The sequence below is a fragment of the Paenibacillus sp. BIC5C1 genome, assembly GCF_032399705.1.
In the GTDB taxonomy this organism is placed as follows: domain Bacteria; phylum Bacillota; class Bacilli; order Paenibacillales; family Paenibacillaceae; genus Paenibacillus; species Paenibacillus taichungensis_A.
This window is the reverse complement of record NZ_CP135922.1, coordinates 6,187,864-6,212,490: the sequence shown is the minus strand read 5'-3', so window position 1 is coordinate 6,212,490 and position 24,627 is coordinate 6,187,864. Positions and strand designations below refer to the sequence as shown.

29 protein-coding genes, 2 tRNA genes and 3 rRNA genes are annotated in these 24,627 nt (G+C 46.4%); 31 read left to right on the top strand and 3 right to left on the bottom strand.

The features are described from left to right. Window positions 1-31: 31 nt before the first annotated feature. The 19 genes from rpsH (at window position 32) to rpsI (ending at window position 10,564) form a co-directional block, all read left to right on the top strand. On the top strand, window positions 32-430 hold the full coding sequence (gene rpsH / locus RS891_RS27980) for a 30S ribosomal protein S8 (protein ID WP_017692088.1): 399 nt from the start codon (window positions 32-34) through the stop codon (window positions 428-430). A 30-nt stretch (window positions 431-460) separates the two neighbouring features. Beyond that, entirely contained in the window at window positions 461-1,003 is a 543-nt protein-coding gene (gene rplF, locus RS891_RS27975) for a 50S ribosomal protein L6 (protein WP_024633576.1), read from the top strand. 117 nt (window positions 1,004-1,120) lie between these two features. Beyond that, complete coding sequence (gene rplR / locus RS891_RS27970; RefSeq protein WP_113055840.1) at window positions 1,121-1,489, top strand: 50S ribosomal protein L18; 369 nt, start codon at window positions 1,121-1,123, stop codon at window positions 1,487-1,489. A gap of 27 nt (window positions 1,490-1,516) precedes the next feature. Continuing rightward, window positions 1,517-2,014: a 30S ribosomal protein S5 gene (gene rpsE / locus RS891_RS27965; protein ID WP_017692091.1), complete on the top strand. Its 498-nt coding sequence runs from the start codon at window positions 1,517-1,519 to the stop codon at window positions 2,012-2,014. A gap of 13 nt (window positions 2,015-2,027) precedes the next feature. Next, on the top strand, window positions 2,028-2,213 hold the full coding sequence (gene rpmD / locus RS891_RS27960) for a 50S ribosomal protein L30 (protein ID WP_017692092.1): 186 nt from the start codon (window positions 2,028-2,030) through the stop codon (window positions 2,211-2,213). A gap of 43 nt (window positions 2,214-2,256) precedes the next feature. Then, window positions 2,257-2,697, top strand: a complete 441-nt coding sequence (gene rplO / locus RS891_RS27955; protein ID WP_062836188.1) for a 50S ribosomal protein L15 — start codon at window positions 2,257-2,259, stop codon at window positions 2,695-2,697. Further along, entirely contained in the window at window positions 2,697-3,995 is a 1,299-nt protein-coding gene (secY, locus tag RS891_RS27950; RefSeq protein WP_062329461.1) for a preprotein translocase subunit SecY, read from the top strand. Before rplO ends, secY begins: the two co-directional genes overlap by 1 nt. A 90-nt stretch (window positions 3,996-4,085) precedes the next feature. Beyond that, on the top strand, window positions 4,086-4,730 hold the full coding sequence (locus RS891_RS27945; protein WP_024633570.1) for an adenylate kinase: 645 nt from the start codon (window positions 4,086-4,088) through the stop codon (window positions 4,728-4,730). Window positions 4,731-4,734: 4 nt separating this feature from the next. Next, on the top strand, window positions 4,735-5,487 hold the full coding sequence (map, locus tag RS891_RS27940; protein ID WP_024633569.1) for a type I methionyl aminopeptidase: 753 nt from the start codon (window positions 4,735-4,737) through the stop codon (window positions 5,485-5,487). Window positions 5,488-5,497: 10 nt separating this feature from the next. Next, window positions 5,498-5,806 (top strand): KOW domain-containing RNA-binding protein, encoded by a 309-nt coding sequence (locus RS891_RS27935; RefSeq protein ID WP_095293407.1) that lies wholly within the window; start codon window positions 5,498-5,500, stop codon window positions 5,804-5,806. Window positions 5,807-5,809: 3 nt separating this feature from the next. Next, window positions 5,810-6,025, top strand: a complete 216-nt coding sequence (gene infA / locus RS891_RS27930) for a translation initiation factor IF-1 (RefSeq protein ID WP_017692098.1) — start codon at window positions 5,810-5,812, stop codon at window positions 6,023-6,025. Between the two features lie 152 nt (window positions 6,026-6,177). Beyond that, window positions 6,178-6,291, top strand: coding sequence for a 50S ribosomal protein L36 (rpmJ, locus tag RS891_RS27925; protein ID WP_003333770.1), 114 nt, complete (start codon window positions 6,178-6,180; stop codon window positions 6,289-6,291). Between the two features lie 20 nt (window positions 6,292-6,311). Next, on the top strand, window positions 6,312-6,680 hold the full coding sequence (gene rpsM / locus RS891_RS27920) for a 30S ribosomal protein S13 (RefSeq protein ID WP_062329455.1): 369 nt from the start codon (window positions 6,312-6,314) through the stop codon (window positions 6,678-6,680). Window positions 6,681-6,699: 19 nt separating this feature from the next. Further along, window positions 6,700-7,095, top strand: coding sequence for a 30S ribosomal protein S11 (gene rpsK, locus RS891_RS27915; RefSeq protein WP_017692100.1), 396 nt, complete (start codon window positions 6,700-6,702; stop codon window positions 7,093-7,095). Window positions 7,096-7,231: 136 nt separating this feature from the next. After that, a complete protein-coding gene (locus RS891_RS27910) occupies window positions 7,232-8,176 on the top strand; it encodes a DNA-directed RNA polymerase subunit alpha (protein ID WP_024633566.1) in 945 nt (314 codons plus the stop codon). 34 nt (window positions 8,177-8,210) lie between these two features. Continuing rightward, complete coding sequence (gene rplQ / locus RS891_RS27905; protein WP_017692102.1) at window positions 8,211-8,576, top strand: 50S ribosomal protein L17; 366 nt, start codon at window positions 8,211-8,213, stop codon at window positions 8,574-8,576. A 159-nt stretch (window positions 8,577-8,735) separates the two neighbouring features. Beyond that, a complete protein-coding gene (gene truA, locus RS891_RS27900) occupies window positions 8,736-9,509 on the top strand; it encodes a tRNA pseudouridine(38-40) synthase TruA (protein ID WP_315793734.1) in 774 nt (257 codons plus the stop codon). Between the two features lie 205 nt (window positions 9,510-9,714). Further along, complete coding sequence (rplM, locus tag RS891_RS27895) at window positions 9,715-10,152, top strand: 50S ribosomal protein L13 (protein WP_024633564.1); 438 nt, start codon at window positions 9,715-9,717, stop codon at window positions 10,150-10,152. Window positions 10,153-10,171: 19 nt separating this feature from the next. Then, window positions 10,172-10,564, top strand: a complete 393-nt coding sequence (gene rpsI / locus RS891_RS27890) for a 30S ribosomal protein S9 (protein ID WP_024633563.1) — start codon at window positions 10,172-10,174, stop codon at window positions 10,562-10,564. A 64-nt stretch (window positions 10,565-10,628) separates the two neighbouring features. On the opposite strand, the gene RS891_RS27885 is transcribed toward rpsI, so the two are convergent. Next, window positions 10,629-10,793 (bottom strand): hypothetical protein, encoded by a 165-nt coding sequence (locus tag RS891_RS27885; protein ID WP_181586749.1) that lies wholly within the window; start codon window positions 10,791-10,793, stop codon window positions 10,629-10,631. Window positions 10,794-11,242: 449 nt separating this feature from the next. Between RS891_RS27885 and RS891_RS27880 the strand changes: the two genes are divergently transcribed. The 4 genes from RS891_RS27880 (at window position 11,243) to RS891_RS27865 (ending at window position 15,195) form a co-directional block, all read left to right on the top strand. After that, complete coding sequence (locus RS891_RS27880) at window positions 11,243-11,935, top strand: phosphoadenylyl-sulfate reductase (protein ID WP_315793733.1); 693 nt, start codon at window positions 11,243-11,245, stop codon at window positions 11,933-11,935. A gap of 85 nt (window positions 11,936-12,020) precedes the next feature. Continuing rightward, entirely contained in the window at window positions 12,021-13,190 is a 1,170-nt protein-coding gene (gene sat, locus RS891_RS27875; RefSeq protein ID WP_113055837.1) for a sulfate adenylyltransferase, read from the top strand. Window positions 13,191-13,259: 69 nt separating this feature from the next. Next, window positions 13,260-14,015, top strand: coding sequence for an N-acetylmuramoyl-L-alanine amidase CwlD (cwlD, locus tag RS891_RS27870; protein WP_315793732.1), 756 nt, complete (start codon window positions 13,260-13,262; stop codon window positions 14,013-14,015). Window positions 14,016-14,094: 79 nt separating this feature from the next. Beyond that, window positions 14,095-15,195, top strand: a complete 1,101-nt coding sequence (locus tag RS891_RS27865) for an Mrp/NBP35 family ATP-binding protein (RefSeq protein ID WP_113055836.1) — start codon at window positions 14,095-14,097, stop codon at window positions 15,193-15,195. Between the two features lie 96 nt (window positions 15,196-15,291). Here RS891_RS27865 and gerD read toward each other — a convergent pair whose 3' ends face one another. Continuing rightward, window positions 15,292-16,044, bottom strand: coding sequence for a spore germination lipoprotein GerD (gene gerD, locus RS891_RS27860; RefSeq protein WP_113055835.1), 753 nt, complete (start codon window positions 16,042-16,044; stop codon window positions 15,292-15,294). 125 nt (window positions 16,045-16,169) lie between these two features. On the opposite strand from gerD, the gene RS891_RS27855 reads away from it, so the two are divergent. Then, window positions 16,170-16,799, top strand: coding sequence for a KinB-signaling pathway activation protein (locus tag RS891_RS27855; protein ID WP_315793731.1), 630 nt, complete (start codon window positions 16,170-16,172; stop codon window positions 16,797-16,799). Between the two features lie 140 nt (window positions 16,800-16,939). Here the strand turns inward: RS891_RS27855 and pdaB are convergent, their stop codons facing one another. Continuing rightward, complete coding sequence (pdaB, locus tag RS891_RS27850; RefSeq protein WP_315793730.1) at window positions 16,940-17,716, bottom strand: polysaccharide deacetylase family sporulation protein PdaB; 777 nt, start codon at window positions 17,714-17,716, stop codon at window positions 16,940-16,942. Window positions 17,717-17,837: 121 nt separating this feature from the next. On the opposite strand from pdaB, the gene RS891_RS27845 reads away from it, so the two are divergent. The 7 genes from RS891_RS27845 (at window position 17,838) to RS891_RS27815 (ending at window position 24,511) form a co-directional block, all read left to right on the top strand. Then, window positions 17,838-18,455: a stage II sporulation protein M gene (locus tag RS891_RS27845; RefSeq protein WP_315793729.1), complete on the top strand. Its 618-nt coding sequence runs from the start codon at window positions 17,838-17,840 to the stop codon at window positions 18,453-18,455. A gap of 209 nt (window positions 18,456-18,664) precedes the next feature. Then, window positions 18,665-18,895, top strand: coding sequence for a hypothetical protein (locus RS891_RS27840; protein ID WP_017692114.1), 231 nt, complete (start codon window positions 18,665-18,667; stop codon window positions 18,893-18,895). 499 nt (window positions 18,896-19,394) lie between these two features. Further along, window positions 19,395-20,946: ribosomal RNA gene (locus RS891_RS27835) — 16S ribosomal RNA — on the top strand. Between the two features lie 106 nt (window positions 20,947-21,052). Beyond that, window positions 21,053-21,169: ribosomal RNA gene (rrf, locus tag RS891_RS27830) — 5S ribosomal RNA — on the top strand. Between the two features lie 37 nt (window positions 21,170-21,206). Continuing rightward, window positions 21,207-21,283, top strand: a tRNA-Ile gene (locus tag RS891_RS27825). A gap of 22 nt (window positions 21,284-21,305) precedes the next feature. Next, window positions 21,306-21,381: transfer RNA gene (locus tag RS891_RS27820), tRNA-Ala, on the top strand. 204 nt (window positions 21,382-21,585) lie between these two features. Further along, window positions 21,586-24,511: ribosomal RNA gene (locus RS891_RS27815) — 23S ribosomal RNA — on the top strand. The 16S, 23S and 5S rRNA genes sit together here with 2 tRNA genes alongside, the layout of an rRNA operon. Window positions 24,512-24,627 lie beyond the last annotated feature (116 nt).

Below are 24,627 nucleotides of genomic sequence, written 5' to 3'. Positions count from 1 at the left end.
AAGTCCTGAACGGGAAGGAGGTTAACTCACAATGACTATGTCTGATCCAATTGCAGATATGCTTACTCGTATTCGTAACGCGAACACAGTTCGTCACGAAACGGTAGAAATGCCTGCTTCGACAATGAAAAAACAAATCGCCGACATCTTGAAGCGTGAAGGTTTTATCCGTGACGCTGAAGTTATCGATGATAACAAACAAGGGATTATCCGTGTTTTCCTGAAATACGGTCAAAATAACGAGCGTGTTATTACTGGTCTGAAAAGAATCAGTAAACCTGGTCTTCGTGTTTACACGAAAAGCAACGAAGTACCTCGTGTACTTGGTGGTCTGGGTATCGCTATTATCTCGACATCCAAAGGTATCATGACGGACAAAGAAGCTCGTCAATCAAAATCCGGCGGAGAAGTCGTCTGCTACGTTTGGTAATATAACGTCACAAGATAGGAGGTGCAACATATGTCTCGTATTGGTCGCAAACCAATTACAGTACCAAGTGGTGTGGACATCACACTGGACAACACCGTTATTACGGTAAAAGGACCAAAAGGATCTTTGACTCGTGAACTTCATAAAGATATGAAGGTAACAGTTGAAAACAACGAAATTACAGTTGTGCGTCCTTCCGATAACAAAACTCACCGTTCTTTGCACGGCACAACGCGTAGCGTTGTAAACAACATGGTGAGTGGTGTTACTGAAGGATTCGCAAAATCTCTGGAGCTGGTTGGGGTCGGATATCGTGCAAGCAAATCCGGAGATAAAATCGTTCTGAACGTTGGCTACTCTCACCCGGTTGAAATTACACCGGAAGCGGGAATCGAATTCGAAGTTCCTTCGAATACGAAAATCATCGTTCGCGGAATCGATAAAGAGCGTGTAGGTGCTTACGCTGCTAAAATCCGTTCCGTTCGTGAACCTGAGCCGTACAAAGGTAAAGGTATTAAATATGAAGGCGAGCGTATCATCCGTAAGGAAGGTAAAGCCGGTAAGAAGAAATAAGATTTTTCTTACCGCCTTTGCGCGGTTTTCGGCTTGCTTGCTTCTTGTGTTTCTAATATACCCCGTGGCTTCCGGTTTGAAGCCAGCGAGGTAACCTGAAAGGAGTGAATCCCTGAGATGATTACGAAAACAGATAAAAACAAGGCACGTCTGAAAAGACACCTGCGTGTTCGTAAGAAAATCCAAGGAACGGCAACACGTCCTCGTTTGAACGTATTCCGTTCTGGTAAACATATGTATGCTCAAATCATCGATGATGTTGCTGGTGTAACAATCGCTTCCGCGTCTACCGTAGACAAAGAATTGAGCACTGACATCAAAAATGGTGCATCTGTTGAATCCGCTCGTAAAGTTGGCGAACTCGTTGCTAAACGTGCTAAAGACAAAGGTGTTTCCAACATCGTATTTGACCGTAGCGGTTATCTGTACCATGGTCGTATCGCAGCATTGGCTGAAGCGGCTCGTGAAGCAGGACTTGAGTTTTAAGATATTTTTCAAAAGGAGGTTAACGACTTGCGTGTAGATCCGAATACTTTGGAACTGACTGAAAGAGTTGTAAATATTAATCGCGTAGCTAAAGTAGTAAAAGGCGGACGCCGTTTCAGCTTTAGCGCACTGGTTGTAGTCGGCGACGGCAACGGCTGGGTTGGAGCTGGTATCGGTAAAGCGGGCGAAGTACCTGATGCAATTCGCAAAGGTATTGAAGACGCTAAGAAAAACCTTGTACACGTTCCACTCGTAGGAACATCGATTCCTCACTTGGTAACAGGTAAGTTCGGCGCAGGACGCGTGCTGTTGAAACCAGCATCTGAAGGTACTGGTGTTATCGCTGGTGGTCCTGTACGTGCGGTTCTCGAACTTGCTGGTGTAGGTGACATTTTGACAAAATCTCTGGGTTCTTCGAATTCCATGAACATGGTCAATGCGACTTTGGAAGGTTTGTCCCGTTTGAAGCGTGCTGAAGACGTGGCTAAACTGCGCGGAAAATCCGTCGAAGAGCTTCTGGGTTAAGGAGGGAATTCTCATGGCTAAATTAGAAATTACCCTCGTCCGCAGCTTGATCGGACGTCCGGAGACGCAAAGAACAACTGTGAAAACATTGGGTTTGCGCAAAATCAATAGCAAAGTGGTACAAAACGATAATCCTGCCATCCGTGGTATGATTAACAAAGTAAGCCACTTGGTTGCTGTTAAAGAAGTAGAAGCTTAAAAACGGGTTAATCCCACAAATCTTTAAGGAGGTGCAACGAACGATGAAGTTACATGAGCTTTCACCATCTCCTGGATCCCGCAAAGAACGTAAACGTCTTGGTCGCGGTCCAAGTAGTGGTACAGGTAAAACATCAGGTCGCGGTCACAAAGGACAAAACGCTCGTTCTGGCGGTGGAGTACGTCCAGGCTTCGAAGGTGGACAAAATCCATTGTATCGTCGCTTGCCAAAACGTGGTTTTGTAAACCCAACTCGCAAAGAATATGCAGTTGTGAATACTGAAGACCTGAACAGTTTTGCTGCGGGTACTGAAGTAACTCCAGAATTCTTGATGACGAACGGCGTAGTTAAAAACGCTAAATCCGGAATCAAAATCCTGGGTAACGGTGATGTCACTGTGAAGCTGACTGTTAAAGCTAACAAGTTTTCTCAATCTGCTATTGAGAAAATTGAAGCTGCCGGCGGTACAACTGAGGTGATTTAATGTTCAAGACCCTAAAGAATATCTGGCGGGTTGAAGATCTGCGCAAAAGGGTATTATTTACCCTTTTTGTACTGATCATTTACCGCATCGGCTCCTTTGTTCCCGTACCGGGAGTTAACAAAGATGTGTTCGAAGCGACAAATTCTGCGGGTAAAGAAGTTTTTGGACTTCTCAATACGTTCTCGGGTGGAGCGCTCTTCCAGTTCTCGATATTTGCGCTCGGGATCGTGCCTTACATCACTGCGTCTATCATAGTGCAGCTGCTTTCCATGGACGTTATTCCTAAATTAGCGGAGTGGGCAAAGCAGGGTGAACAAGGTAAGAAGAAATCTGCACAACTGACCCGTTATTTAACGGTAGGTCTGGCATTGATTCAAGCGTTTGGTACGTCGATCGGATTCAACCGCTTGTACAATACAGAAATGGTGCCTAATGCAACATTTGCAGATTATATCTTGATCGCGATTGTACTTACGGCCGGTACTTCATTCCTAATGTGGCTTGGTGAGCAGATCACCGAGAAGGGCATAGGAAACGGGATTTCGATTTTGATCTTTGCGGGTATCCTATCAACGGTGCCTAACATTATCAAACAAACGATCGAATCCGACTTCATCCAAGCTGACCAATTGTTCATGAACATTCTTAAAGGGGTAATCGTTGCAATTGTTATTGTGCTGATTATCATAGGTGTCATTTACATCCAGCAGGCGATTCGGAAAATTCCTGTACAGTACGCTAAACGCGTCGTAGGTAACAAAATGTACGGTGGACAGAACACACATATCCCGCTGAAAATTAATGCAGCAGGTGTTATCCCTGTCATCTTTGCTTCATCTCTGTTGATGTTCCCATCAATCATCGCAAACTTCTGGGCTGATCGTGCATGGGCACAGTGGATCGGAGCCAATCTCACTACACATAAACCTTTGGGTATGTTACTGTATGTAGTGATGATTTTCGGATTTACATTCTTCTATACTTTTGTACAGATGAATCCACAGCAGATGGCTGACAACATGAAAAAGAACGGCGGTTACATCCCAGGCATTCGTCCGGGTAAAGCAACCGAGAAATATCTGACCCGTGTCATGACTCGTTTGACAACGGCAGGTGCCATCTTCTTGGCAGTAATTTCCGTTCTGCCTGTAATCTTGGGGGCACTTTCTGGTTTGCCTCAATCTGCGCAAATTGGAGGAACATCTCTCCTTATCGTTATCGGTGTTGCGCTGGATACGATGAAGCAAATCGAAAGCCAATTGATCAAACGCCACTACAAAGGTTTTATCAATAAATAGGCAATAGGTACCGGTCAAGTTAAGATTTACTTGCCGGCACCTATTGTGCTGTTTGTTGATGTAGGGTAGTCTTGGAGGGAGTGACATAACGTGAACATCCTATTCATGGGCCCTCCGGGGGCAGGAAAAGGAACGCAAGCAGACGTCATTGTGAAAGAGTTCGGTATTCCCCACATTTCAACAGGCGATGCATTTCGTCTCGCGATCAAACAGGGAACTCCCATTGGCCTGAAAGCCAAGGAATATATGGATCAAGGATTGCTCGTACCAGATGATGTAACGATCGGCATCGTTGAAGAACGTTTGCAGCAGCCTGATTGCAGAGAAGGATTCCTCTTGGATGGTTTTCCAAGAACCCTGTCTCAAGCAGAAGCGCTCGATGGTATTCTGGATCGACTGAACTCAGGTCTCGACCATGTAATCAACCTGAAAGTGGACCGCAACAAATTGCTCGCCCGTTTAACGGGTCGTCGCATTTGTAAGAACTGTGGCGCCACCTATCATGTCGTGTTCAATCCGCCTAAGCAGGAAGGTATTTGTGATAAATGCGGCGGTGACTTGTACCAGCGCTCTGATGATAATGAAGAGAGCGTAGGCACACGTCTCGACGAATATATCAACAAAACAGCACCACTCCTCACATTTTATGAGAACAAAGGCCTTCTTCGTCAAATGGACGGAGAGCAGGATATCGATCAAGTTTCTCATGAAATCGTGTCCCTGCTGCGAGGTTAATTGAATGATCATTGGTAAGTCCGAAACGGAACTGGGCTTGATGAGGGAAGCGGGGAGAATTGTTGCGGAAACGCATCGTCTCTTGGCAGAGCATATCGCTCCCGGTATTACGACTGGAGAACTTGACCATATGGCCGATCAATACATCCGCAGTCAAGGAGCTGTGCCGTCTTTCAAAGGTTATAACGGTTTCCCTGCCAGTGTGTGCGCTTCAGTGAATGAAGAGTTGGTGCATGGATTTCCCGGCAAACGAAAGTTGAACGAGGGCGATATCGTTACGTTTGACATTGGCGCGCAGTACCAGGGTTATCACGGAGATTCCGCCTGGACTTATCCAGTCGGCCGTATTTCCGAAGAAGCCCGTCGTCTTCTGGACGTTACCGAGGCTTCGTTATACGCAGGTCTGGCGCTGGTTAAACCGGACGTTCGCTTGTTTACAATATCTCATGCGATTCAGAAATATATTGAAGATGAAGGGTTCTCGGTAGTACGTGAATATGTCGGTCACGGCATAGGAGCGGATCTGCACGAAGAACCACAGATTCCGAACTATGGTCTTCCTGATCGGGGACCACGGCTTAAAGCGGGCATGGTGCTGGCCATAGAGCCGATGGTTAACGCAGGCAGACGGTATGTGAAAACGTTGGAAGATAACTGGACTGTCGTCACTGTTGATGGATCGTTATGCGCCCACTTTGAACACACCGTAGCAGTTACACCAGAAGGCATGGAAATTTTCACAAAACTGAATGCGTAGGTGATAAGGCATGAACAATCAGTCTAATCCGCAGCTCGGTCAACTTGTGAAGATCCGTAAAGGCCGCAATGCGGACCAAGCCGCAGTAATTGTTGCTATAGCGGACAGCAGGTTCGTATATATTGCGGATGGAGACAAACGTAAGTTTGATCAACCCAAGAAGAAGAATATTCTTCATCTTGAACTCCAGCCGATGATTAGCAGCGAGGTCGTAAACAGTTTAAACGAGAGTGGTCGGGTGACAAACGGAAAGCTCCGCTATGCGGTTCATTCGTTTCTGGAATCCACCAACATTCAAGCTGAAGAGAAAGGAGACTGACTAATGGCCAAGGAAGATGTCATTGAAGTGGAAGGTACGGTTCTCGAACCGCTACCGAATGCAACGTTCAAGGTTGAGCTTGAGAACGGTCATCAAATTCTCGCTCACGTTTCCGGCAAGTTGCGGATGCACTTTATCCGTATTCTGACTGGAGACAAAGTGGTTGTTCAGTTATCGCCTTATGATTTGACAAAAGGTCGTATAACTTACCGTAAATAGTAGTAGACAGTTGCAATGAACTGTGAAGCTTATGAAGCGGGTTTTGCCCGGCAAAACTTGCGAAAGCTTCGAAGCCGGTTTTACAATAGTAGAACAAGGTCAATGCTTACGAAGAGAGTTTTGCTAAGCAAAACTTTGAGGAGGTAATTCACATGAAGGTAAGACCTTCGGTCAAGCCGATTTGCGAAAAATGCAAAGTCATTCGCCGCAAAGGGAATGTTATGGTTATCTGTGAAAATCCGAAACACAAACAAAAACAAGGTTAAAGAAGGGGGTGTAGCGTAAAATGGCACGTATAGCTGGTGTGGATTTGCCACGTGATAAGCGCGTTGAGATCGCCTTGACTTATATTTTCGGAATCGGTAAAACGACTTCCCAGAAAATTCTGAGCACAACAGGCATCAATCCGGACACTCGTGTTCGTGATTTGACGGAAGATGAAGTCAGCAAATTGCGTGAAAGTATCGACAAAGAGGTCAAAGTAGAAGGTGACCTGCGTCGTGAAATCTCTTTGAATATTAAGCGTTTGACGGAGATCGGTTGTTACCGTGGAGTTCGTCATCGTCGTGGTCTGCCTGTTCGTGGACAACGTACGAAAACGAATGCTCGTACTCGTAAAGGTCCTCGTCGTACTGTAGCGAACAAGAAGAAATAATAAGGGGGGATAAGAGAAAATGGCTAAACCGAAAAAAGTCGTACGTACTAAACGTCGTGACCGTAAAAATATTGAATCTGGCGTGGCACATATCCGCTCCACGTTCAATAACACTATCGTTACCATTACGGACCCTCACGGAAATGCAATTTCGTGGGCAAGCTCCGGCGGCCTCGGATTCAGAGGTTCCCGTAAATCGACTCCGTTTGCTGCACAAATGGCTGCTGAGACTGCTGCCAAAGCTGCAATGGAACATGGGATGAAAGCCGTTGAGGTTATGGTTAAAGGACCAGGCGCAGGCCGTGAAGCAGCGATCCGCTCTTTGCAAGCTGCAGGTCTTGAAGTTAACCTGATCAAAGACGTAACTCCAGTCCCGCATAACGGATGCCGTCCTCCAAAACGTCGTCGTGTCTAATGAGATTTGCCCCTGCGTGTGGTATATTTCCGGCACAATCTGCTAATAATGGTTGTTTAGGCATACTACTACATGTTTTCGCAAGAGAAGGTAAATGTTTCATAGAGGACCGACGTTTTGAAGGAGGGGTATTGCAGTGATTGAAATCGAAAAGCCGAAAATTGAGACGGTAGACGTCAACGATGATGGCACCTATGGGAAATTCGTAGTAGAACCGCTTGAGCGCGGATACGGTACGACGCTTGGAAACTCGCTTCGCCGAATCTTGCTCTCGTCACTGCCGGGTGCGGCAGTGTCTTCGGTTCAAATCGATGGCGTTCTGCATGAATTTGCTACAGTTCCTGGCGTAATGGAAGATGTTACGGAGATCATTCTTAACCTGAAAGCTTTGTCGCTTAAAATTCATTCTGATGAGGAGAAAGTGCTCGAGATTGATGCTGAAGGCGAAGGAGCAATTACGGCTGGAGATATCCGTGCTGACTCCGATGTGGAAATCCTTAACCCGGATTTGCACATTGCTACGCTCGGACCAGGTTCGAGACTTCACATGCGTATTTTTGCCAATCGCGGTCGCGGCTACGTCCAGGCAGATCGGAATAAACGCGATGACCAGCCGATCGGCGTCATCCCAGTCGATTCCATCTTCACCCCGATCAGCCGCGTTAACTACGCTGTGGAAAATACGCGTGTCGGCCAAGTAACCAACTATGACAAGCTCACGTTGGAAGTTTGGACTGATGGAAGTATTCGTCCTGAAGAGGCTGTAAGCCTTGGCGCTAAAATTTTGACCGAGCATCTGATGCTCTTCGTGGGTCTTACAGACGAAGCGAAAGATGCAGAGATTATGGTCGAAAAAGAAGAAGACAAAAAAGAAAAAGTACTCGAAATGACGATCGAAGAGCTGGATCTCTCTGTTCGTTCCTATAACTGCCTCAAACGTGCTGGTATTAATACCGTACAAGAGCTGACTACGAAAACAGAAGAAGACATGATGAAAGTCCGTAACCTCGGACGCAAGTCTTTGGAAGAAGTTCAAGAGAAGCTTGAGGAACTTGGTTTGGGACTCCGTACAGAAGAATAGACAGCCGAGTGCTTGAAGTGAAGGAGGGAAAACAATGGCATACCAAAAGTTGGGCCGTAATTCCAGCGCACGTAAAGCTTTGTTCCGTGACCTGGTAACCGACCTGTTCTTATACGAACGCATTCAGACAACTGAAGCGAAAGCAAAAGAGGTTCGCTCTATTGCTGAAAAACTGATCACTAAAGCGAAAAAGGGAGATCTTCATGCCCGTCGCCAAGTGGCAGCTTATGTTCGCCGCGAAACAATCGATGGTGAGCAAGATGCAATCCAAAAACTGTTTAGCGAATTGTCCGGTCGTTACGCTGAGCGTCCAGGTGGATACACTCGTATTCTGAAACTGGGACCTCGTCGTGGTGACGCTGCGCCTATGGTTTACTTGGAACTGGTTGACCGCGCGTAGAACAGATGAGATGAGGAAAGGGGACAGAATCGTTGATTCTGGTTTAACCCTTTTTTTCTCTTCATTTCGGATTTCGTGCTGTAATAGAAGCTCCGAAAGGGGCTTCTTTTGCTGTTCGGGATAGGCACATGTATAGTATGGAACAAAGGTGTGGTATTGATGCGCAACTTGTGTATGACGTTAACTTATGATGGCACTGCCTATTACGGCTTTCAGGTTCAGCCGGGAGGGAATACCATTCAGGATCATATTGAAGATGCTATTCGTGCTTTAACTGGTGAGAAGGTTAAAATTACGGGTTCAGGCAGAACGGATGCAGGCGTTCACGCACGCAGACAAATCTTCAATTTCCCTACGGAATCCCAGATCCCGATTGAACGTTGGTGTATGGCGCTCAACTCCAGATTACCATCCGATATTATCGTTATTGATGCGGTTGAAGTACCAAATGATTTTCATTCTCGCTATGCTGCGAAAAAAAAAACGTATCGGTATACCGTCAATGCGAATCAATTCCCGGATGTATTTAACCGGAGGCTGCAGTATCATCATCATGCCAAGCTGGACATTGCGGCAATGCAGGAGGGGTTGCGTCATTTTATTGGTACGTATGATTTCACCTCCTTTGCTTCACGCAAGTCTCAGAAAGAAAATCATGTACGTTCGGTATACGAAGCATGGATAGAAGTGGACCGTTCAATGTGTAGGGACCATCCGCGCGATCAGGGTGTCATTCACATCTATGTGAGTGGCAACGGCTTTTTGCAGCATATGGTTCGTATTATTGTTGGTACACTGCTGGAGGTCGGAGAGGGCAAACGGAAAGCCTCTGACGTACCGAATATGATTGCCGCTTGTAATCGTTCTTCTGCAGGACCTACTGCGGTTAGCTGCGGTTTAATGCTCTGGGACCTTGAATACAAAAAAGATTAAATTTGCGAAGTGAAATGCTTAATTAACACTTGCGATTTAAGCTCCTATCATGTAATATAAAAGTTGTGTTTTCTTAATGGCTTTCCCACAGCCCCAATTAAGAGGGTCACAACGAAAGAACTATCCATCAACACCTAAAGTTATCACTTAATGAACGAAGATAAATGAATATAATGATGTTGAACATTTTAAGGAGGAACTTTTCATGCGTACCACGTACATGGCGAAGCCTAACGAAGTTGAGCGCCAATGGCACATCATTGATGCCGAAGGCAAAACGCTCGGACGTTTGGCGAGCGAAGCAGCTGCTTTGATCCGCGGCAAACATAAGCCACAATTCACTCCACATGTGGACACTGGCGATTTCGTTGTTATCATCAATGCAGAGAAAATTGTATTGACTGGTAAAAAAATGCAAGGTAAAAAATACTACCGTCACTCGATGCACCCAGGTGGTTTGAAAGTAACTACTGCTGAAGAGATGGTTAAAAACAAACCGGAACGTATGTTGGAATTGGCTGTTCGCGGTATGCTTCCTAAAACTCGCATGGGCGAGAAAATGAAGTTGAGACTTAAAGCGTACAGAGGCACTGAGCATCCACATGCAGCACAAAAACCAGAAGTTTATGAACTTCGCGGTTAATTAAAAGGAGGACAGTTTCATGGCACAAGTACAATACTATGGGACAGGTCGTCGTAAACATTCGGTAGCTCGTGTTCGCCTTGTACCGGGTGAAGGACGCATTGTCATCAATAAACGTGATATTAATGAATACTTCGGTTTGGAAACACTCAAACTGATCGTAAAACAACCACTGAACCTGACAGAAACACTCAGCAACTATGATGTTCTTGTTATCGCTCATGGTGGCGGAATCTCCGGTCAAGCCGGCGCGATCCGTCATGGTATCTCCCGCGCTCTGTTGAAAGCAGATCCGGAATACCGTGCTTCCCTGAAAAAAGCAGGATTCCTGACTCGTGACCCACGGATGAAAGAGCGTAAAAAATACGGTCTCAAAGCCGCACGTCGCGCACCTCAGTTCTCCAAACGTTAATATGCATTACAAGCCTTTGGCCTCGGTCAAAGGCTTTTTTGTATTCTACAGTCCATTAGATATATTAAATGCTCTTTACTTCAGAAAGATGCACCAAAGTAGCTTCAGTTTCTTCTAGTTCCTCTGTTTCGGTTAAAATTTCTCCCTCAGCAAATACTCCAGTAAATGCAACCCTCACATAACCACTAATCAAATTTGTAGAATAGAACTTTATGATGGTTGGAATCATTCATTTTTCATCCTCAATGTCATCAGTTTTTCTTATGGTTTTGATAAAGGTCCCTTACTATTGAAGAAAAGGATTCCCGCATTTATCTCCTTATTAAATCCTTCTTGTTCTTCTATATCCGTTTGAATCTATAGAGCAATTCTATACTTCGTTTTATTAAATGTGTATCATAAACCCAGTAGTGACAAAGGATTTCAATGATGAGTAGATAAGGATAAGGTGAAAATTGATGTTGCTACACGTGGATGATTTTATCCACAAATCAATTAATTGAATAATGAACACCAAATTATTTCGAGAATGTACAGCAAAAATACGGGCTGAAACTGATGTATTTTACCATATGGCAGGCATTGACATCCCCCATGAAAGATTTATACTATACATAATTCATATTAGATTAGTCGGCTTTAGTAATTGTTGAAATGCAGAATGGGGGAAATGCAGACATGAACTTGTTGGAGAAAGAAGAACTTGCACGGACGAAAGCTGAAGAGTTGGAGAACGCAAGTCCAGAGGATATTATTCGTTACGCTATTGAGACGTTCCCAAATATCACTTTTGCATGCAGTTTCGGTGCAGAGGATGTTGTACTTGTAGATATGCTTCAGAAGATCAGCCCATCTACGGATATATTTTATCTGGATACCGATTTTCATTTTAAGGAAACATACGAAACTCGTGACAAAATGAAGGAGAAATACAATCTTGATTTTGTACGTGTATCACCGAAAATTACTCCTGAAGAGCAGGCAGCTCAACATGGAGATGAATTGTGGAAATCGGATCCTAATGCTTGTTGTAATATTCGGAAGGTTGAGCCGTTGACACGTATTTTATCCCAGTATGATGCATGGATAACCGGTATTCGGAGAGATCAGGCGCCGACACGTGCAAATTCCAAGAAGGTTGAGTATGATGCCAAGTTTGGTCTTATGAAGTTCAATCCGATCGCCCACTGGACTTCAGAGGATGTATGGGAGTATATTCGTGCCAATAATGTCGTATATAACCCGCTGCATGATCAGAATTACCCGAGTATCGGTTGTGAGTATTGCACACGTCAAGTTATGGCAGGAGAAGATCCACGTGCGGGACGCTGGTCTGGAAATGAAAAAACGGAATGTGGTCTTCATAAATAATTGTGTCAGAGTAAGTTAAGGATTTTATAATGCACTGAATTCATTCTTGATGTTATAAAAAATGGTGAAACAGGGAGCTGACAAGATGACTTCGATTCTGCCTCATGGAGGTGCGCTGATTCAGCGTGTCGTACAAGGAGAGGAACGGGAACAATTATTACGAGAGAGTGAGAAACTTTCCTCTTTACGTATTAACAGCTGGACAATTTCGGATTTGGATCTCATTGGTGTAGGTGCATTTTCACCGCTTCAAGGTTTTATGAATGAAGAAGACTATCTTTCAGTTATATCTCGCATGCGTCTTGCAGACGGAACAGTCTGGAGCATACCAATTACCCTGGCTGTAGATGAGCATCAGGCTGCATCACTCCAGATCGGTGAGACTGTTGCACTTATTGGCGATGATGATGGAATAACCTATGGATTGCTGGAAGTGAAGAGCATATACAAAGTAGATCAGGGTGAAGAAGCACGTCGTGTCTTCAAAACGGATGATCCAGAACACCCGGGTGTGAAGAAACTGCTGGAACGACCTGCAACATATGTAGGAGGTCCAATTCAAGTGCTTAACCGCCCCAAACCGGCCAAGTTCGAACAGTTCTATTATGACCCTGCTGAGACACGGAAAACCTTCGAGGAGAAGGGCTGGAAGACCGTTGTTGGTTTCCAGACGCGTAACCCGGTCCATCGTGCCCATGAGTACATTCAGAAGAGTGCAATGGAGATTGTGGACGCACTATTCTTAAATCCGCTTGTAGGTGAAACGAAGTCTGATGACGTGCCTGCTGATGTACGAATGAAGAGTTATCTGGTTTTGCTCGAGAACTATTATCCGGCTGATCGTGCGTTCCTCGGCGTATTCCCGGCGGCTATGAGGTATGCTGGTCCAAGAGAGGCCATTTTCCACGCGATGGTACGTAAAAATTATGGTTGTACCCACTTTATTGTAGGCCGTGACCATGCAGGTGTGGGTGACTACTACGGAACGTATGAAGCGCAGGAGATATTTACTAACTTCTCACCGGAAGAACTCGGTATCACGCCATTGTTCTTTGAACATAGTTTTTTCTGCACCAAATGTGGCAACATGGCATCAAGCAAAACCTGCCCGCATGATAAAGAACACCATATGGCTTTGTCTGGCACCAAAGTACGTGGCTTGCTAAGAGATGGCCAATGCCCTCCACCTGAATTTACGCGCCCTGAGGTTGCTGAGGTGCTGATTGAAGGAATGGCAGAGCAAGTCCGCTCCTGACGGTATATTTGTCCATCTTGTCCCATATAGATGATTAGAGTCATTTATAGGGACGAGGTGGTTTTTTTTATGCGTAAAAATATGGGGAAGCACTTTGTGATCTGGATTAGGTTACGAACCATGAAGAGGGTCATGTTAAGCCTCTGTTTGCTTACGATGTTTGTGGCAGTCGTGACGTATGAGTTGCCTTCTACCAAAATGTCAGGTTACTGGGGGCTGCCATTAGCGGGAAAAGTCATAGCCATTGATGCAGGACATGGTGGGCCCGATGGGGGAGCGGTGAGTAAGCAGGGAGTCATCGAGAAAGATATTAATTTATCCATTGCGCTGTATGTACGAGATTATCTGCAGCAAGCAGGGGCCTTGGTTGTGATGACGCGAGAAATAGACACCGATCTGGCTGCTACAGACACCAAGGGTTACTCCAAACGCAAAACGGAAGACCTGAAACAAAGAGTAAGAAGAATCGAAGATAAGCAGGCAGATCTCTTTATCAGCATTCATATGAACAGTGTTCCTTCGAACCGCTGGAGTGGTGCTCAAGTTTTTTATACACCTAATCATCCTGATAATGAAGGGTTGGCCAATCTGCTTCAGCAAGAGATGATTCGTAATTTGGAAAATACAGATCGAATTGCGAAAACGGTAAATACCGTTTATTTGCTCCAGGCGTTAAAAATTCCCTCGGCACTAGTAGAGGTCGGTTTCCTTTCTCACCCGGAAGAAGCGCGTCTGCTTGCTGATGAGACCTATCAGCGCAAAGTGGCTGCATCCATCTATAACGGGATTCTCCGTTATTCTTCAGGAGAACGTCCTAAAAGTTAGTCACAATGAGAAATGTAATGATATAATTGGATCAGCATACCTAATTACATGCCAATAGATAAAGCTGAGGTGCTGTCTGATGTTATCAAAAGAACAGATACTTGAACTATTGCAGCCATTGCAGGAACCGCAATTGGGCTTAAGTTTGACTGAACTGCAGTGGGTCCGTGATGTCATGATTAAAGAAAATCATGTTGCTCTTACTATGGTGACGCTGGAGAACCGCACAGAGGATACAACTGCTCTAAGCGATGCCGCGCGCAACCTGTTGTCCCAACACGGAGTGAATGATGTACATATTCGACTGCGTGCAGCGTCAGAACATGAGCGTGAGAGCCTCAACATAGGACAAGCGGATCATGAGGAAGACCAGGACGAAGTGCTTGTCAAAGGCCATGCAGCAGGGCTGGACGGACATGAGTTGTTAAGTCCTGAATCTGGCGTACGTTTTATTGCTGTTGCTAGTGGTAAAGGCGGCGTCGGCAAATCGACGGTAACCGTTAATTTGGCAGCGGCTCTGGCACGTCAAGGCAAGAAGGTTGGCTTGATTGATGCAGATATATACGGCTTCAGTGTACCTGATATGATGGGCATTGAGGAATACCCAGTCGTTGAAGACGGGGTTATTCAACCCGTTGAGCGTTTTGGCGTAAAAGTGATGTCGATGGGATTCTTTATTCGAGAGAATAACCCGGTGATCTGGCGTGGACCTATGTTGGGGCGGATGTTGCGTCAATTCTTTACCGATGTAAACTGGGGAGAGTTGGATTATATGCTGCTTGATTTGCCTCCGGGTACGGGGGACGTCGCACTAGACGTGCATCAGATGCTGCCTCACAGCAAAGAAATCATCGTGACAACACCGCATGCAACCGCTGCTTTTGTAGCTGCACGTGCAGGTGCCATGGCCATTCAGACGGAACATGAGCTGCTTGGTGTCGTAGAGAATATGGCTTATTATGAATGCAGCAAATGCGGAGAGAAAGATTATGTATTTGGCCGAGGCGGTGGGGGTACTCTTGCCGAGAGTCTTCATACAGAACTGCTTGCGCAGATTCCACTGGGAGCGCCGGATAATCATATTTCGGAGCCGGATTTTTCCCCATCCGTGTACAAAGCAGATTCAAGCATCGGTGCGATCTATGACGAGGTTGCCCAGTCTGTTGATGCCAAGTTTTAAATATTCTAAGGATGTAAAATATATAAAAAGCCCACATCAATGGATGCGGGCTTTTTTTCAACATGTGATAACTTTTTAACTTTAAAGTATAGCGACTTATGATCCTCCATTACTTCCGTCGCCACTACTGTTACCATCACTACTACCGTCACCACTTCCGCCATCTCCACTATCCTTGCTTTGGCCGTCCTGTTTGCCGCCTTGTTCAGTTTTGGGTTGCAACTCATCCTGGACTACCTTCTTAAGCAAAGTCAGTACTTCCATCCGGAATAAAGGATTTTGCATGACTTCCTGCATAACGGTCATCGTTTGTTTACGATACTCTGGTGTCTTGGTCATATCCATGAACATCTTGGATACTTCAGGAGATTTCATGACATCTCCAATGGATTTTTGATACGTTGGATCTTTGATTAGCTGCATATGCAGCTGCTTGCTTTGAGAGTTAATTACTTTGGCGAATTCACCTGCAAATTGTGGATCCGTCATAATTTTCTCGAATTCCTTCTGGTATTCAGGAGCTGTGATGGTATCTTTTACGGCTATACGTATTTGTTCTGAAGATTGCATAGGCATTAACATTTTCATACCCACTGTCCCAGATCCACCGCCAGAAGCTCCGCTTTGGCCAGAAGCGCCGCCTTCGCCACCACCAGAAGAACTTTGTCCGGTGAGAGCTTCCTCGACCGCCTTTTTGCCTTCGTCACTTTTGAGAATATCCACGACCATCGTTTTCATCTCTTTATAACCGCCCTGAGGAGGCGAATAATTCTGATCTGAGCCACAGCCGGCGAGCATGACGGATAGTCCAAGTACGACACAGCATAACTGCCACAAAGGCCGTTTCATGTGCACAACCCCTCCTTGATTAGATACTGGATGTAGTATGTGATGGGAAACCGCTAAATATGTTGAATGATGATGGTTTTTTGCTGTGAAGGTTGGTAAAATAAACTCTCGGGGGTGGAAAACATTTGAATTTACGTAAATGGTTTTTCCTATTTTGGTCAGCTTTGCTTATTGGGGCTGCGGGATCATTAATGACGGGTCTAATTATGATGTTGGTTAATGGAGAAAAAACGAATGGAATGACCGATTTTTTATTTTATCTCCTGATCTTGTTTGGTTCAGGTATTATGATTAGCGTGTATTCGCAAATGGGTTTTTTCGCATACTTGATATTGAACTATATGGGCAAAGGTGTGTTTTCGAAACGCAGTTGGCAAATTGTACAGATTGTTCTAACCGTGTTGGCATTGCTTGATGTCATGTTTTTACGTTTGTTTATTGGTGGGGAACGAGAACGGCTATCCGATATTGTGCTTGGAGTCATTATTTTGGCAGCTGGTATTGTTACCGCTTACGTAAAGGTGAAACAGACACATATTTCGGCGTTGGTACCTACACTCTTTTTCATGGTGGCTGTTACCGTAGTGGAAACGATCGGTGTCTTACGAATTGATGTAAATGCGGCTACCATCTTTATTGTGGTTCCACTGTTAATCTGTAATGCATACCAAATGTTGATATTGCACAGGCTGGTAGATGGGTCCGTAGAGCAGCGGGTGAGTGGAAAGACCGAGATACAAGAAAGTCATGCGTAGAGATTATTTAAAAAACGCTAAAAAGAGCTAACCTGGTTAGCTCTTTTCATTTATGGTGCTTCAGCGCCTTTTACAGGACAGGGGGATGGTTCGGAAGGCGAGTATACAGTTTGCACTAGCAATACTGTTTTAATTAACGTTTACTGTGCACTGGCTTGATCGCGAACTTCCGTACCTTTGACACTTGAATGGTTAAGCAGTTCTGAGACCGTCACGAACTCATATCCTTGATTTTTTAACTTGTCGATTATGACGGGTAATGCTTCATGCGTTTGTTTTGAGGAATCACTGGCGTGCAGCAGCACGATGTCACCCGGATGCGCTTTACTAACTACACGATCAACAATGGTCTGTACACCAGGGTTCTTCCAATCCTGCGAATCGGTGTCCCATTGGACTACTTGATAATTCAAACTGTTGGCAACTTGGAGAACACGTTTGTCAAAGTCGCCATTAGGCAGGCGTAGCAATTTCGGTTCTTTTCCTGTTAAATCGGTTAAAATGCTATGAGCAGTCGAAATTTCCTTACGGATTTCCTCTTCAGTCAGACTGCTGTAATTATCATGCTTGTGACCATGACTGCCGATTTCGTATCCTGCGTCTTTGATGGCTGTTACAATCTCGGGGTGTGTCTTACTCCAGGGGGAGGACAAGAAGAACGTTGCCTTCTGTACTTTATTATCTTGGAGGACCTTCAGAATAGGCTCTGTCCTTTTATCTCCCCAGCTAATGTCAAAAGTGAGTGCAATAACCTTCTTCTCGGTTGGAACGCTGTATACGGCGGATGGTGCATCCTCCGAGAATACAGAAATATTGCCGCTCTCCAGATAAATAATCCCGATAGCAAAGACGGCAGCAACCAGCACAATCAGGAAACGTTTGATCTTTTTGCCGCTAAATACATAGAACGAGTTCATTTCAATAAGCGCCCCTCTCCCATAAGAAATGCTTGTTTACTCTCCAATGTATGCTCGTACCTCGCAGTTATTCGTATCAGACGTTTGTTTGTCCAACATCTTGGTTTCACAGGAGGAAATAATGTTAAAATTCAGTACATTTCTTAGAGCTTTAGGTTCCATTCGTGGTGCATTAATATGGTCGATCGTATTGTTTGTTGTTGGAATAGGCACGGGATGGGTGAGTACAGGAACACTTGAGGATATATTGTTGAATCAAATCGGGGGACTAAGGGAGGTTAGTGAGCGGCTGGAGCAGGGGGACAATGTGCAATGGAACTTCTTCCTCTTTATCTTTTTCAATAATGCCATCAAAAGTGTACTCGTGATCTATGCTGGTATCTTCTTTGGCATTCTGCCTGTCGTTTTCCTGTTGATCAATGGTATGGTTATCGGTTTTCTGGTACACACCACAATGAACTATGGGGCCAGCTTCTTTGATATTGTTGTGAAAGGACTTCTTCCACATGGCATTATTGAAATTCCGGTAATTATTATCGCATGCGCATTTGGTCTAAGATTTGGTGGATTGGTTCTCAAAAGTCTTGGTCAATTTGGCAGGGGGGAACGAAATACGATTGGCAGCCAATGGAATGCGTTTATGCGCACAACGGTAACTGCATCCTTCTGGATTGTTATTTTGCTTTTTGTTGCAGCGATTATCGAAAGTACACTTACCTACAGCTTGGTGCGAGGATAAATTTGTATGGGATGACATTCATAAATTTTCAGAAAGTTGACCATAACAATAAAACGGGTTTCAGTAGCAACCACAAAAGGAGAAACAAAGATGATCCTAGGTTTGCTACTAAACCGGCGCTGTCCGATATATAGCCTGAATTAAAGGGGCTCGAATATGACATACACTGGGACACGCCATTATCCATATGCAGAAAAAGGAGAACTCTAATGCTGGGTATGCTGTTTAACGAGAAGGAATGCAAGGAATTGGATTATGTACTGCGCAAAGAGCTCGATGAAATGTTGTTCGACTTAAGTGACAACCGTCTTGATCAAGAAATTAAATACGCCATAGCTAGTCGCTACAAGACTGTGTTCCGTATGTATGCACGCTTTGCGCCACCCAAAGAGCTATCCAAATATGCTAGAGGCGGCAAATTGAAAAAATCCAAGCCATAATGATGTGCTCAGTGGGATGCTTAAGTTCACCATATAACAGAGGTGCGGCCCGTAAAGCCAGCGCTGTACCTCTGACACCATGAATTAGTAATAGGTAGAATGGGCGCTTTTAAAAAGATATGAAACAATTTGTCGAAAAAGGGTTGACCTTTTTTGTTCAATATGATAAATTAATTTTCGTTCCTTTTTTAAGGAAAAGTTAACCGAAACAAGCGCTAAAACAAAGCGATTGAAAATAAATCGAAAAAAAGTGCTTGCAAAGGAAACTTAAACATGATATATTATAAAAGTCGCCGCTGAAAATACGGTGACGAGGAAAAACGAAACAAATTGAATGTTTGATCTTTGAAAACTGAACAACGAGTGAGTAACGATCTTGCTTGCAAGATCGACGCTGAGAAATCGGTACAAGCCTTCGGGCTGTATGATTTGGAAGCAAAATAAATGAGATTTTTAATCTCGTCAGTTTCAAAATGAGCTTATCGCTCTTTTCAATACTTTATTGGAGAGTTTGATCCTGGCTCAGGACGAACGCTGGCGGCATGCCTAATACATGCAAGTCGAGCGGACTTGAAGAGAAGCTTGCTTCTCTGATGGTTAGCGGCGGACGGGTGAGTAACACGTAGGCAACCTGCCCTCAAGCTTGGGACAACTACCGGAAACGGTAGCTAATACCGAATAGTTGTTTTCTTCTCCTGAAGAGAACTGGAAAGACGGAGCAATCTGTCACTTGGGGATGGGCCTGCGGCGCATTAGCTAGTTGGTGGGGTAACGGCTCACCAAGGCGACGATGCGTAGCCGACCTGAGAGGGTGATCGGCCACACTGGGACTGAGACACGGCCCAGACTCCTACGGGAGGCAGCAGTAGGGAATCTTCCGCAATGGGCGAAAGCCTGACGGAGCAATGCCGCGTGAGTGATGAAGGTTTTCGGATCGTAAAGCTCTGTTGCCAGGGAAGAACGCTTGGGAGAGTAACTGCTCTCAAGGTGACGGTACCTGAGAAGAAAGCCCCGGCTAACTACGTGCCAGCAGCCGCGGTAATACGTAGGGGGCAAGCGTTGTCCGGAATTATTGGGCGTAAAGCGCGCGCAGGCGGTCATTTAAGTCTGGTGTTTAATCCCGGGGCTCAACCCCGGATCGCACTGGAAACTGGGTGACTTGAGTGCAGAAGAGGAGAGTGGAATTCCACGTGTAGCGGTGAAATGCGTAGATATGTGGAGGAACACCAGTGGCGAAGGCGACTCTCTGGGCTGTAACTGACGCTGAGGCGCGAAAGCGTGGGGAGCAAACAGGATTAGATACCCTGGTAGTCCACGCCGTAAACGATGAGTGCTAGGTGTTAGGGGTTTCGATACCCTTGGTGCCGAAGTTAACACATTAAGCACTCCGCCTGGGGAGTACGGTCGCAAGACTGAAACTCAAAGGAATTGACGGGGACCCGCACAAGCAGTGGAGTATGTGGTTTAATTCGAAGCAACGCGAAGAACCTTACCAGGTCTTGACATCCCTCTGACCGGTACAGAGATGTACCTTTCCTTCGGGACAGAGGAGACAGGTGGTGCATGGTTGTCGTCAGCTCGTGTCGTGAGATGTTGGGTTAAGTCCCGCAACGAGCGCAACCCTTGATCTTAGTTGCCAGCACTTCGGGTGGGCACTCTAAGGTGACTGCCGGTGACAAACCGGAGGAAGGTGGGGATGACGTCAAATCATCATGCCCCTTATGACCTGGGCTACACACGTACTACAATGGCCGGTACAACGGGCTGTGAAGCCGCGAGGTGGAACGAATCCTAAAAAGCCGGTCTCAGTTCGGATTGCAGGCTGCAACTCGCCTGCATGAAGTCGGAATTGCTAGTAATCGCGGATCAGCATGCCGCGGTGAATACGTTCCCGGGTCTTGTACACACCGCCCGTCACACCACGAGAGTTTATAACACCCGAAGTCGGTGGGGTAACCGCAAGGAGCCAGCCGCCGAAGGTGGGATAGATGATTGGGGTGAAGTCGTAACAAGGTAGCCGTATCGGAAGGTGCGGCTGGATCACCTCCTTTCTATGGAGAATCGTTTCCTGTAACGGAAACATTCAAATACAAAATCTAGTCAGGTCGGCTAGTTACTCACTCGTTGCTCAGTTTTGAGAGCTCAAACTCTCAAACGTTTGGTGGCGATAGCGAAGGGGTTCCACACGTTCCCATCCCGAACACGACCGTTAAGCCCTTCAGCGTCGATGGTACTTGGACCGCAGGGTCCTGGGAGAGTAGAACGCCGCCAAGCGTAAACCCATTACGGGTTTCAATATGATATATAATGTGGGCCCTTAGCTCAGTTGGTTAGAGCGCACCTCTGATAAGGGTGAGGCCGGTGGTTCGAGTCCACCAGGGCCCACCATGTATACCTTAAAATCTAATATGGGGCCATAGCTCAGCTGGGAGAGCGCCTGCCTTGCAAGCAGGAGGTCAGCGGTTCGATCCCGCTTGGCTCCACCAACAAGATTTTACAAGCTTGTTCTTTGAAAACTAGATATCGAAACGAAATTTTGCGATTTAGAACATTCCTTTTTAAGCTGAACTTGTGTTAAACAAGTTTCAATAAATAGTGAAAACTGCATTGCGATGGGTTCGAATGGGAGCGACTTTTGGCTTTGCGTAAGCAAAACAAGGGAAGCGAGCAGTCGAAACCGGAGCAATTATGGTTAAGCTACTAAGAGCACACGGAGGATGCCTAGGCGCTAGGAGCCGATGAAGGACGTGGCGAACAACGAAACTGCCTCGGGGAGCTGTAAGCAAGCTTTGATCCGGGGGTGTCCGAATGGGGAAACCCAGCTGGGGTAATTTCCAGTTACTCATAACTGAATACATAGGTTGTGTAGAGGCATACCAGGGGAACTGAAACATCTAAGTACCCTGAGGAAGAGAAAACAATAGTGATTCCGTCAGTAGCGGCGAGCGAACGCGGAGAAGCCCAAACCAGAGAGCTTGCTCTTTGGGGTTGTGGGACATCTCACATGGAGTTACAAAGGAACCGGTTAAACGAAGAGGTCTGGAAAGGCCCGCCAAAGAAGGTAAAAGCCCTGTAGTTGAAAGTCTGTTCTCTCCGAGATGTATCCCGAGTAGTGCGGGGCACGTGAAACCCCGTATGAATCCGGCAGGACCATCTGCCAAGGCTAAATACTTCCTAGCGACCGATAGTGAAGCAGTACCGTGAGGGAAAGGTGAAAAGCACCCCGGAAGGGGAGTGAAATAGAACCTGAAACCGTGTGCTTACAAAAAGTCAGAGCCCGTTTTAGGGGTGATGGCGTGCCTTTTGTAGAATGAACCGGCGAGTTACGTTCCCGTGCAAGGTTAAGGTGAAGAGCCGGAGCCGCAGCGAAAGCGAGTCTGAATAGGGCGACATAGTACGTGGACGTAGACCCGAAACCGGGTGATCTACCCCTGTCCAGGGTGAAGGTGCGGTAACACGCACTGGAGGCCCGAACCCACGCACGTTGAAAAGTGCGGGGATGAGGTGGGGGTAGCGGAGAAATTCCAATCGAACTCGGAGATAGCTGGTTCTCCCCGAAATAGCTTTAGGGCTAGCCTCGGAAAACAGAGTCGTGGAGGTAGAGCACTGATTGGGTGCGGGGCCCGCAAGGGTTACCAAGCTCAGTCAAACTCCGAATGCCATAGACTTACTTCCGGGAGTCAGACAGTGAGTGCTAAGATCCATTGTCAAAAGGGAAACAGCCCAGACCATCAGCTAAGGTCCCCAAGTGTGTGTTAAGTGGGAAAGGATGTGGAGTTGCACAGACAACCAGGATGTTGGCTTAGAAGCAGCCACCATTGAAAGAGTGCGTAATAGCTCACTGGTCGAGTGACTCTGCGCCGAAAATGTAACGGGGCTAAACACACCACCGAAGCTATGGCTTGATGCTTTGCATCAGGGGTAGGGGAGCGTTGTATAAGGGTTGAAGGTGTACCGTAAGGAGCGCTGGACATTATACAAGTGAGAATGCCGGTATGAGTAACGAAAAGATCAGTGAGAATCTGATCCGCCGAAAGCCTAAGGGTTCCTGAGGAAGGCTCGTCCGCTCAGGGTAAGTCGGGACCTAAGGCGAGGCCGAAAGGCGTAGTCGAAGGACAACAGGTCGAAATTCCTGTACCACCGTAAGCCGTTATGAGCAATGGGGGGACGCAGCAGGGTAGTGACGCGGACTGATGGATGTCCGTCTAAGCAGTGAGGCTGATGTGTAGGCAAATCCGCACATCGTAAGGCTGGGCTGTAATGGGGAGCGAAAATTATAGTAGCGAAGGTCATGATCTCACACTGCCAAGAAAAGCCTCTAGCCAGGTGATGGTGCCCGTACCGCAAACCGACACAGGTAGGCGAGAAGAGAATTCTAAGGCGCGCGGAAGAACTCTCGTTAAGGAACTCGGCAAAATGACCCCGTAACTTCGGGAGAAGGGGTGCCCCGGTAGTGTGAATAGCACGAGGGGGCCGCAGTGAAAAGGCCCAAGCGACTGTTTAGCAAAAACACAGGTCTGTGCGAAGCCGTAAGGCGAAGTATACGGGCTGACGCCTGCCCGGTGCTGGAAGGTTAAGGGGAGCGGTTAGGAGCAATCCGAAGCTGTGAACCGAAGCCCCAGTAAACGGCGGCCGTAACTATAACGGTCCTAAGGTAGCGAAATTCCTTGTCAGGTAAATTCTGACCCGCACGAATGGCGTAACGACTTGGGCGCTGTCTCAACGAGAGATCCGGTGAAATTTTAATACCTGTGAAGATGCAGGTTACCCGCGACAAGACGGAAAGACCCCATGGAGCTTTACTGCAGCTTGATATTGAATTTGGGTACGATCTGTACAGGATAGGTGGGAGCCTTTGAAGCAGGAGCGCAAGCTTCTGTGGAGGCACCGTTGGGATACCACCCTGATCGTATCTAGGTTCTAACCTGGTACCGTAATCCGGTGCGGGGACAGTGTCAGGTGGGCAGTTTGACTGGGGCGGTCGCCTCCTAAAGAGTAACGGAGGCGCCCAAAGGTTCCCTCAGAATGGTTGGAAATCATTCGAAGAGTGCAAAGGCATAAGGGAGCTTGACTGCGAGACCTACAAGTCGAGCAGGGACGAAAGTCGGGCTTAGTGATCCGGTGGTACCGCATGGAAGGGCCATCGCTCAACGGATAAAAGCTACCCTGGGGATAACAGGCTTATCTCCCCCAAGAGTCCACATCGACGGGGAGGTTTGGCACCTCGATGTCGGCTCATCGCATCCTGGGGCTGAAGTAGGTCCCAAGGGTTGGGCTGTTCGCCCATTAAAGCGGTACGCGAGCTGGGTTCAGAACGTCGTGAGACAGTTCGGTCCCTATCTGTCGTGGGCGTAGGAAATTTGAGAGGAGCTGTCCTTAGTACGAGAGGACCGGGATGGACGTACCGCTGGTGTACCAGTTGTTCCGCCAGGAGCACCGCTGGGTAGCTATGTACGGAAGGGATAAGCGCTGAAAGCATCTAAGCGTGAAGCCCCCCTCAAGATGAGATTTCCCAGTATGTAAGACCCCTTGAAGACGACGAGGTAGATAGGCTGGGGGTGGAAGTGCAGCAATGCATGGAGCTGACCAGTACTAATCGGTCGAGGGCTTATCCAAATATGCAGGTTATGAATCGCAAATTCGTTTCGGATCTAGTTTTCAGAGAATAAACTCTGAAATGAAAATCGGTACATCACAGAATGTGTGTATGATTTTCAGTTCCACAATGATTT

Bases quoted from the DNA above. Each gene is read 5' to 3' on its own strand.
- sat (WP_113055837.1), top strand. From the start codon at position 12,021: ATGACTTCGATTCTGCCTCATGGAGGTGCGCTGATTCAGCGTGTCGTA.
- RS891_RS27880 (WP_315793733.1), top strand. From the start codon at position 11,243: ATGAACTTGTTGGAGAAAGAAGAACTTGCACGGACGAAAGCTGAAGAG.
- RS891_RS27885 (WP_181586749.1), bottom strand. From the start codon at position 10,793: ATGATTCCAACCATCATAAAGTTCTATTCTACAAATTTGATTAGTGGT.
- RS891_RS27845 (WP_315793729.1), top strand. From the start codon at position 17,838: ATGTTAAAATTCAGTACATTTCTTAGAGCTTTAGGTTCCATTCGTGGT.
- pdaB (WP_315793730.1), bottom strand. From the start codon at position 17,716: ATGAACTCGTTCTATGTATTTAGCGGCAAAAAGATCAAACGTTTCCTG.
- rplO (WP_062836188.1), top strand. From the start codon at position 2,257: ATGAAGTTACATGAGCTTTCACCATCTCCTGGATCCCGCAAAGAACGT.
- rpsI (WP_024633563.1), top strand. From the start codon at position 10,172: ATGGCACAAGTACAATACTATGGGACAGGTCGTCGTAAACATTCGGTA.
- RS891_RS27865 (WP_113055836.1), top strand. From the start codon at position 14,095: ATGTTATCAAAAGAACAGATACTTGAACTATTGCAGCCATTGCAGGAA.
- rpsH (WP_017692088.1), top strand. From the start codon at position 32: ATGACTATGTCTGATCCAATTGCAGATATGCTTACTCGTATTCGTAAC.
- rpmD (WP_017692092.1), top strand. From the start codon at position 2,028: ATGGCTAAATTAGAAATTACCCTCGTCCGCAGCTTGATCGGACGTCCG.
- secY (WP_062329461.1), top strand. From the start codon at position 2,697: ATGTTCAAGACCCTAAAGAATATCTGGCGGGTTGAAGATCTGCGCAAA.
- rplF (WP_024633576.1), top strand. From the start codon at position 461: ATGTCTCGTATTGGTCGCAAACCAATTACAGTACCAAGTGGTGTGGAC.
- rpsM (WP_062329455.1), top strand. From the start codon at position 6,312: ATGGCACGTATAGCTGGTGTGGATTTGCCACGTGATAAGCGCGTTGAG.
- gerD (WP_113055835.1), bottom strand. From the start codon at position 16,044: ATGAAACGGCCTTTGTGGCAGTTATGCTGTGTCGTACTTGGACTATCC.
- RS891_RS27935 (WP_095293407.1), top strand. From the start codon at position 5,498: ATGAACAATCAGTCTAATCCGCAGCTCGGTCAACTTGTGAAGATCCGT.
- rplQ (WP_017692102.1), top strand. From the start codon at position 8,211: ATGGCATACCAAAAGTTGGGCCGTAATTCCAGCGCACGTAAAGCTTTG.
- map (WP_024633569.1), top strand. From the start codon at position 4,735: ATGATCATTGGTAAGTCCGAAACGGAACTGGGCTTGATGAGGGAAGCG.
- truA (WP_315793734.1), top strand. From the start codon at position 8,736: ATGCGCAACTTGTGTATGACGTTAACTTATGATGGCACTGCCTATTAC.
- rpmJ (WP_003333770.1), top strand. From the start codon at position 6,178: ATGAAGGTAAGACCTTCGGTCAAGCCGATTTGCGAAAAATGCAAAGTC.
- cwlD (WP_315793732.1), top strand. From the start codon at position 13,260: ATGCGTAAAAATATGGGGAAGCACTTTGTGATCTGGATTAGGTTACGA.
- rplR (WP_113055840.1), top strand. From the start codon at position 1,121: ATGATTACGAAAACAGATAAAAACAAGGCACGTCTGAAAAGACACCTG.
- rpsK (WP_017692100.1), top strand. From the start codon at position 6,700: ATGGCTAAACCGAAAAAAGTCGTACGTACTAAACGTCGTGACCGTAAA.
- rplM (WP_024633564.1), top strand. From the start codon at position 9,715: ATGCGTACCACGTACATGGCGAAGCCTAACGAAGTTGAGCGCCAATGG.
- infA (WP_017692098.1), top strand. From the start codon at position 5,810: ATGGCCAAGGAAGATGTCATTGAAGTGGAAGGTACGGTTCTCGAACCG.
- RS891_RS27840 (WP_017692114.1), top strand. From the start codon at position 18,665: ATGCTGGGTATGCTGTTTAACGAGAAGGAATGCAAGGAATTGGATTAT.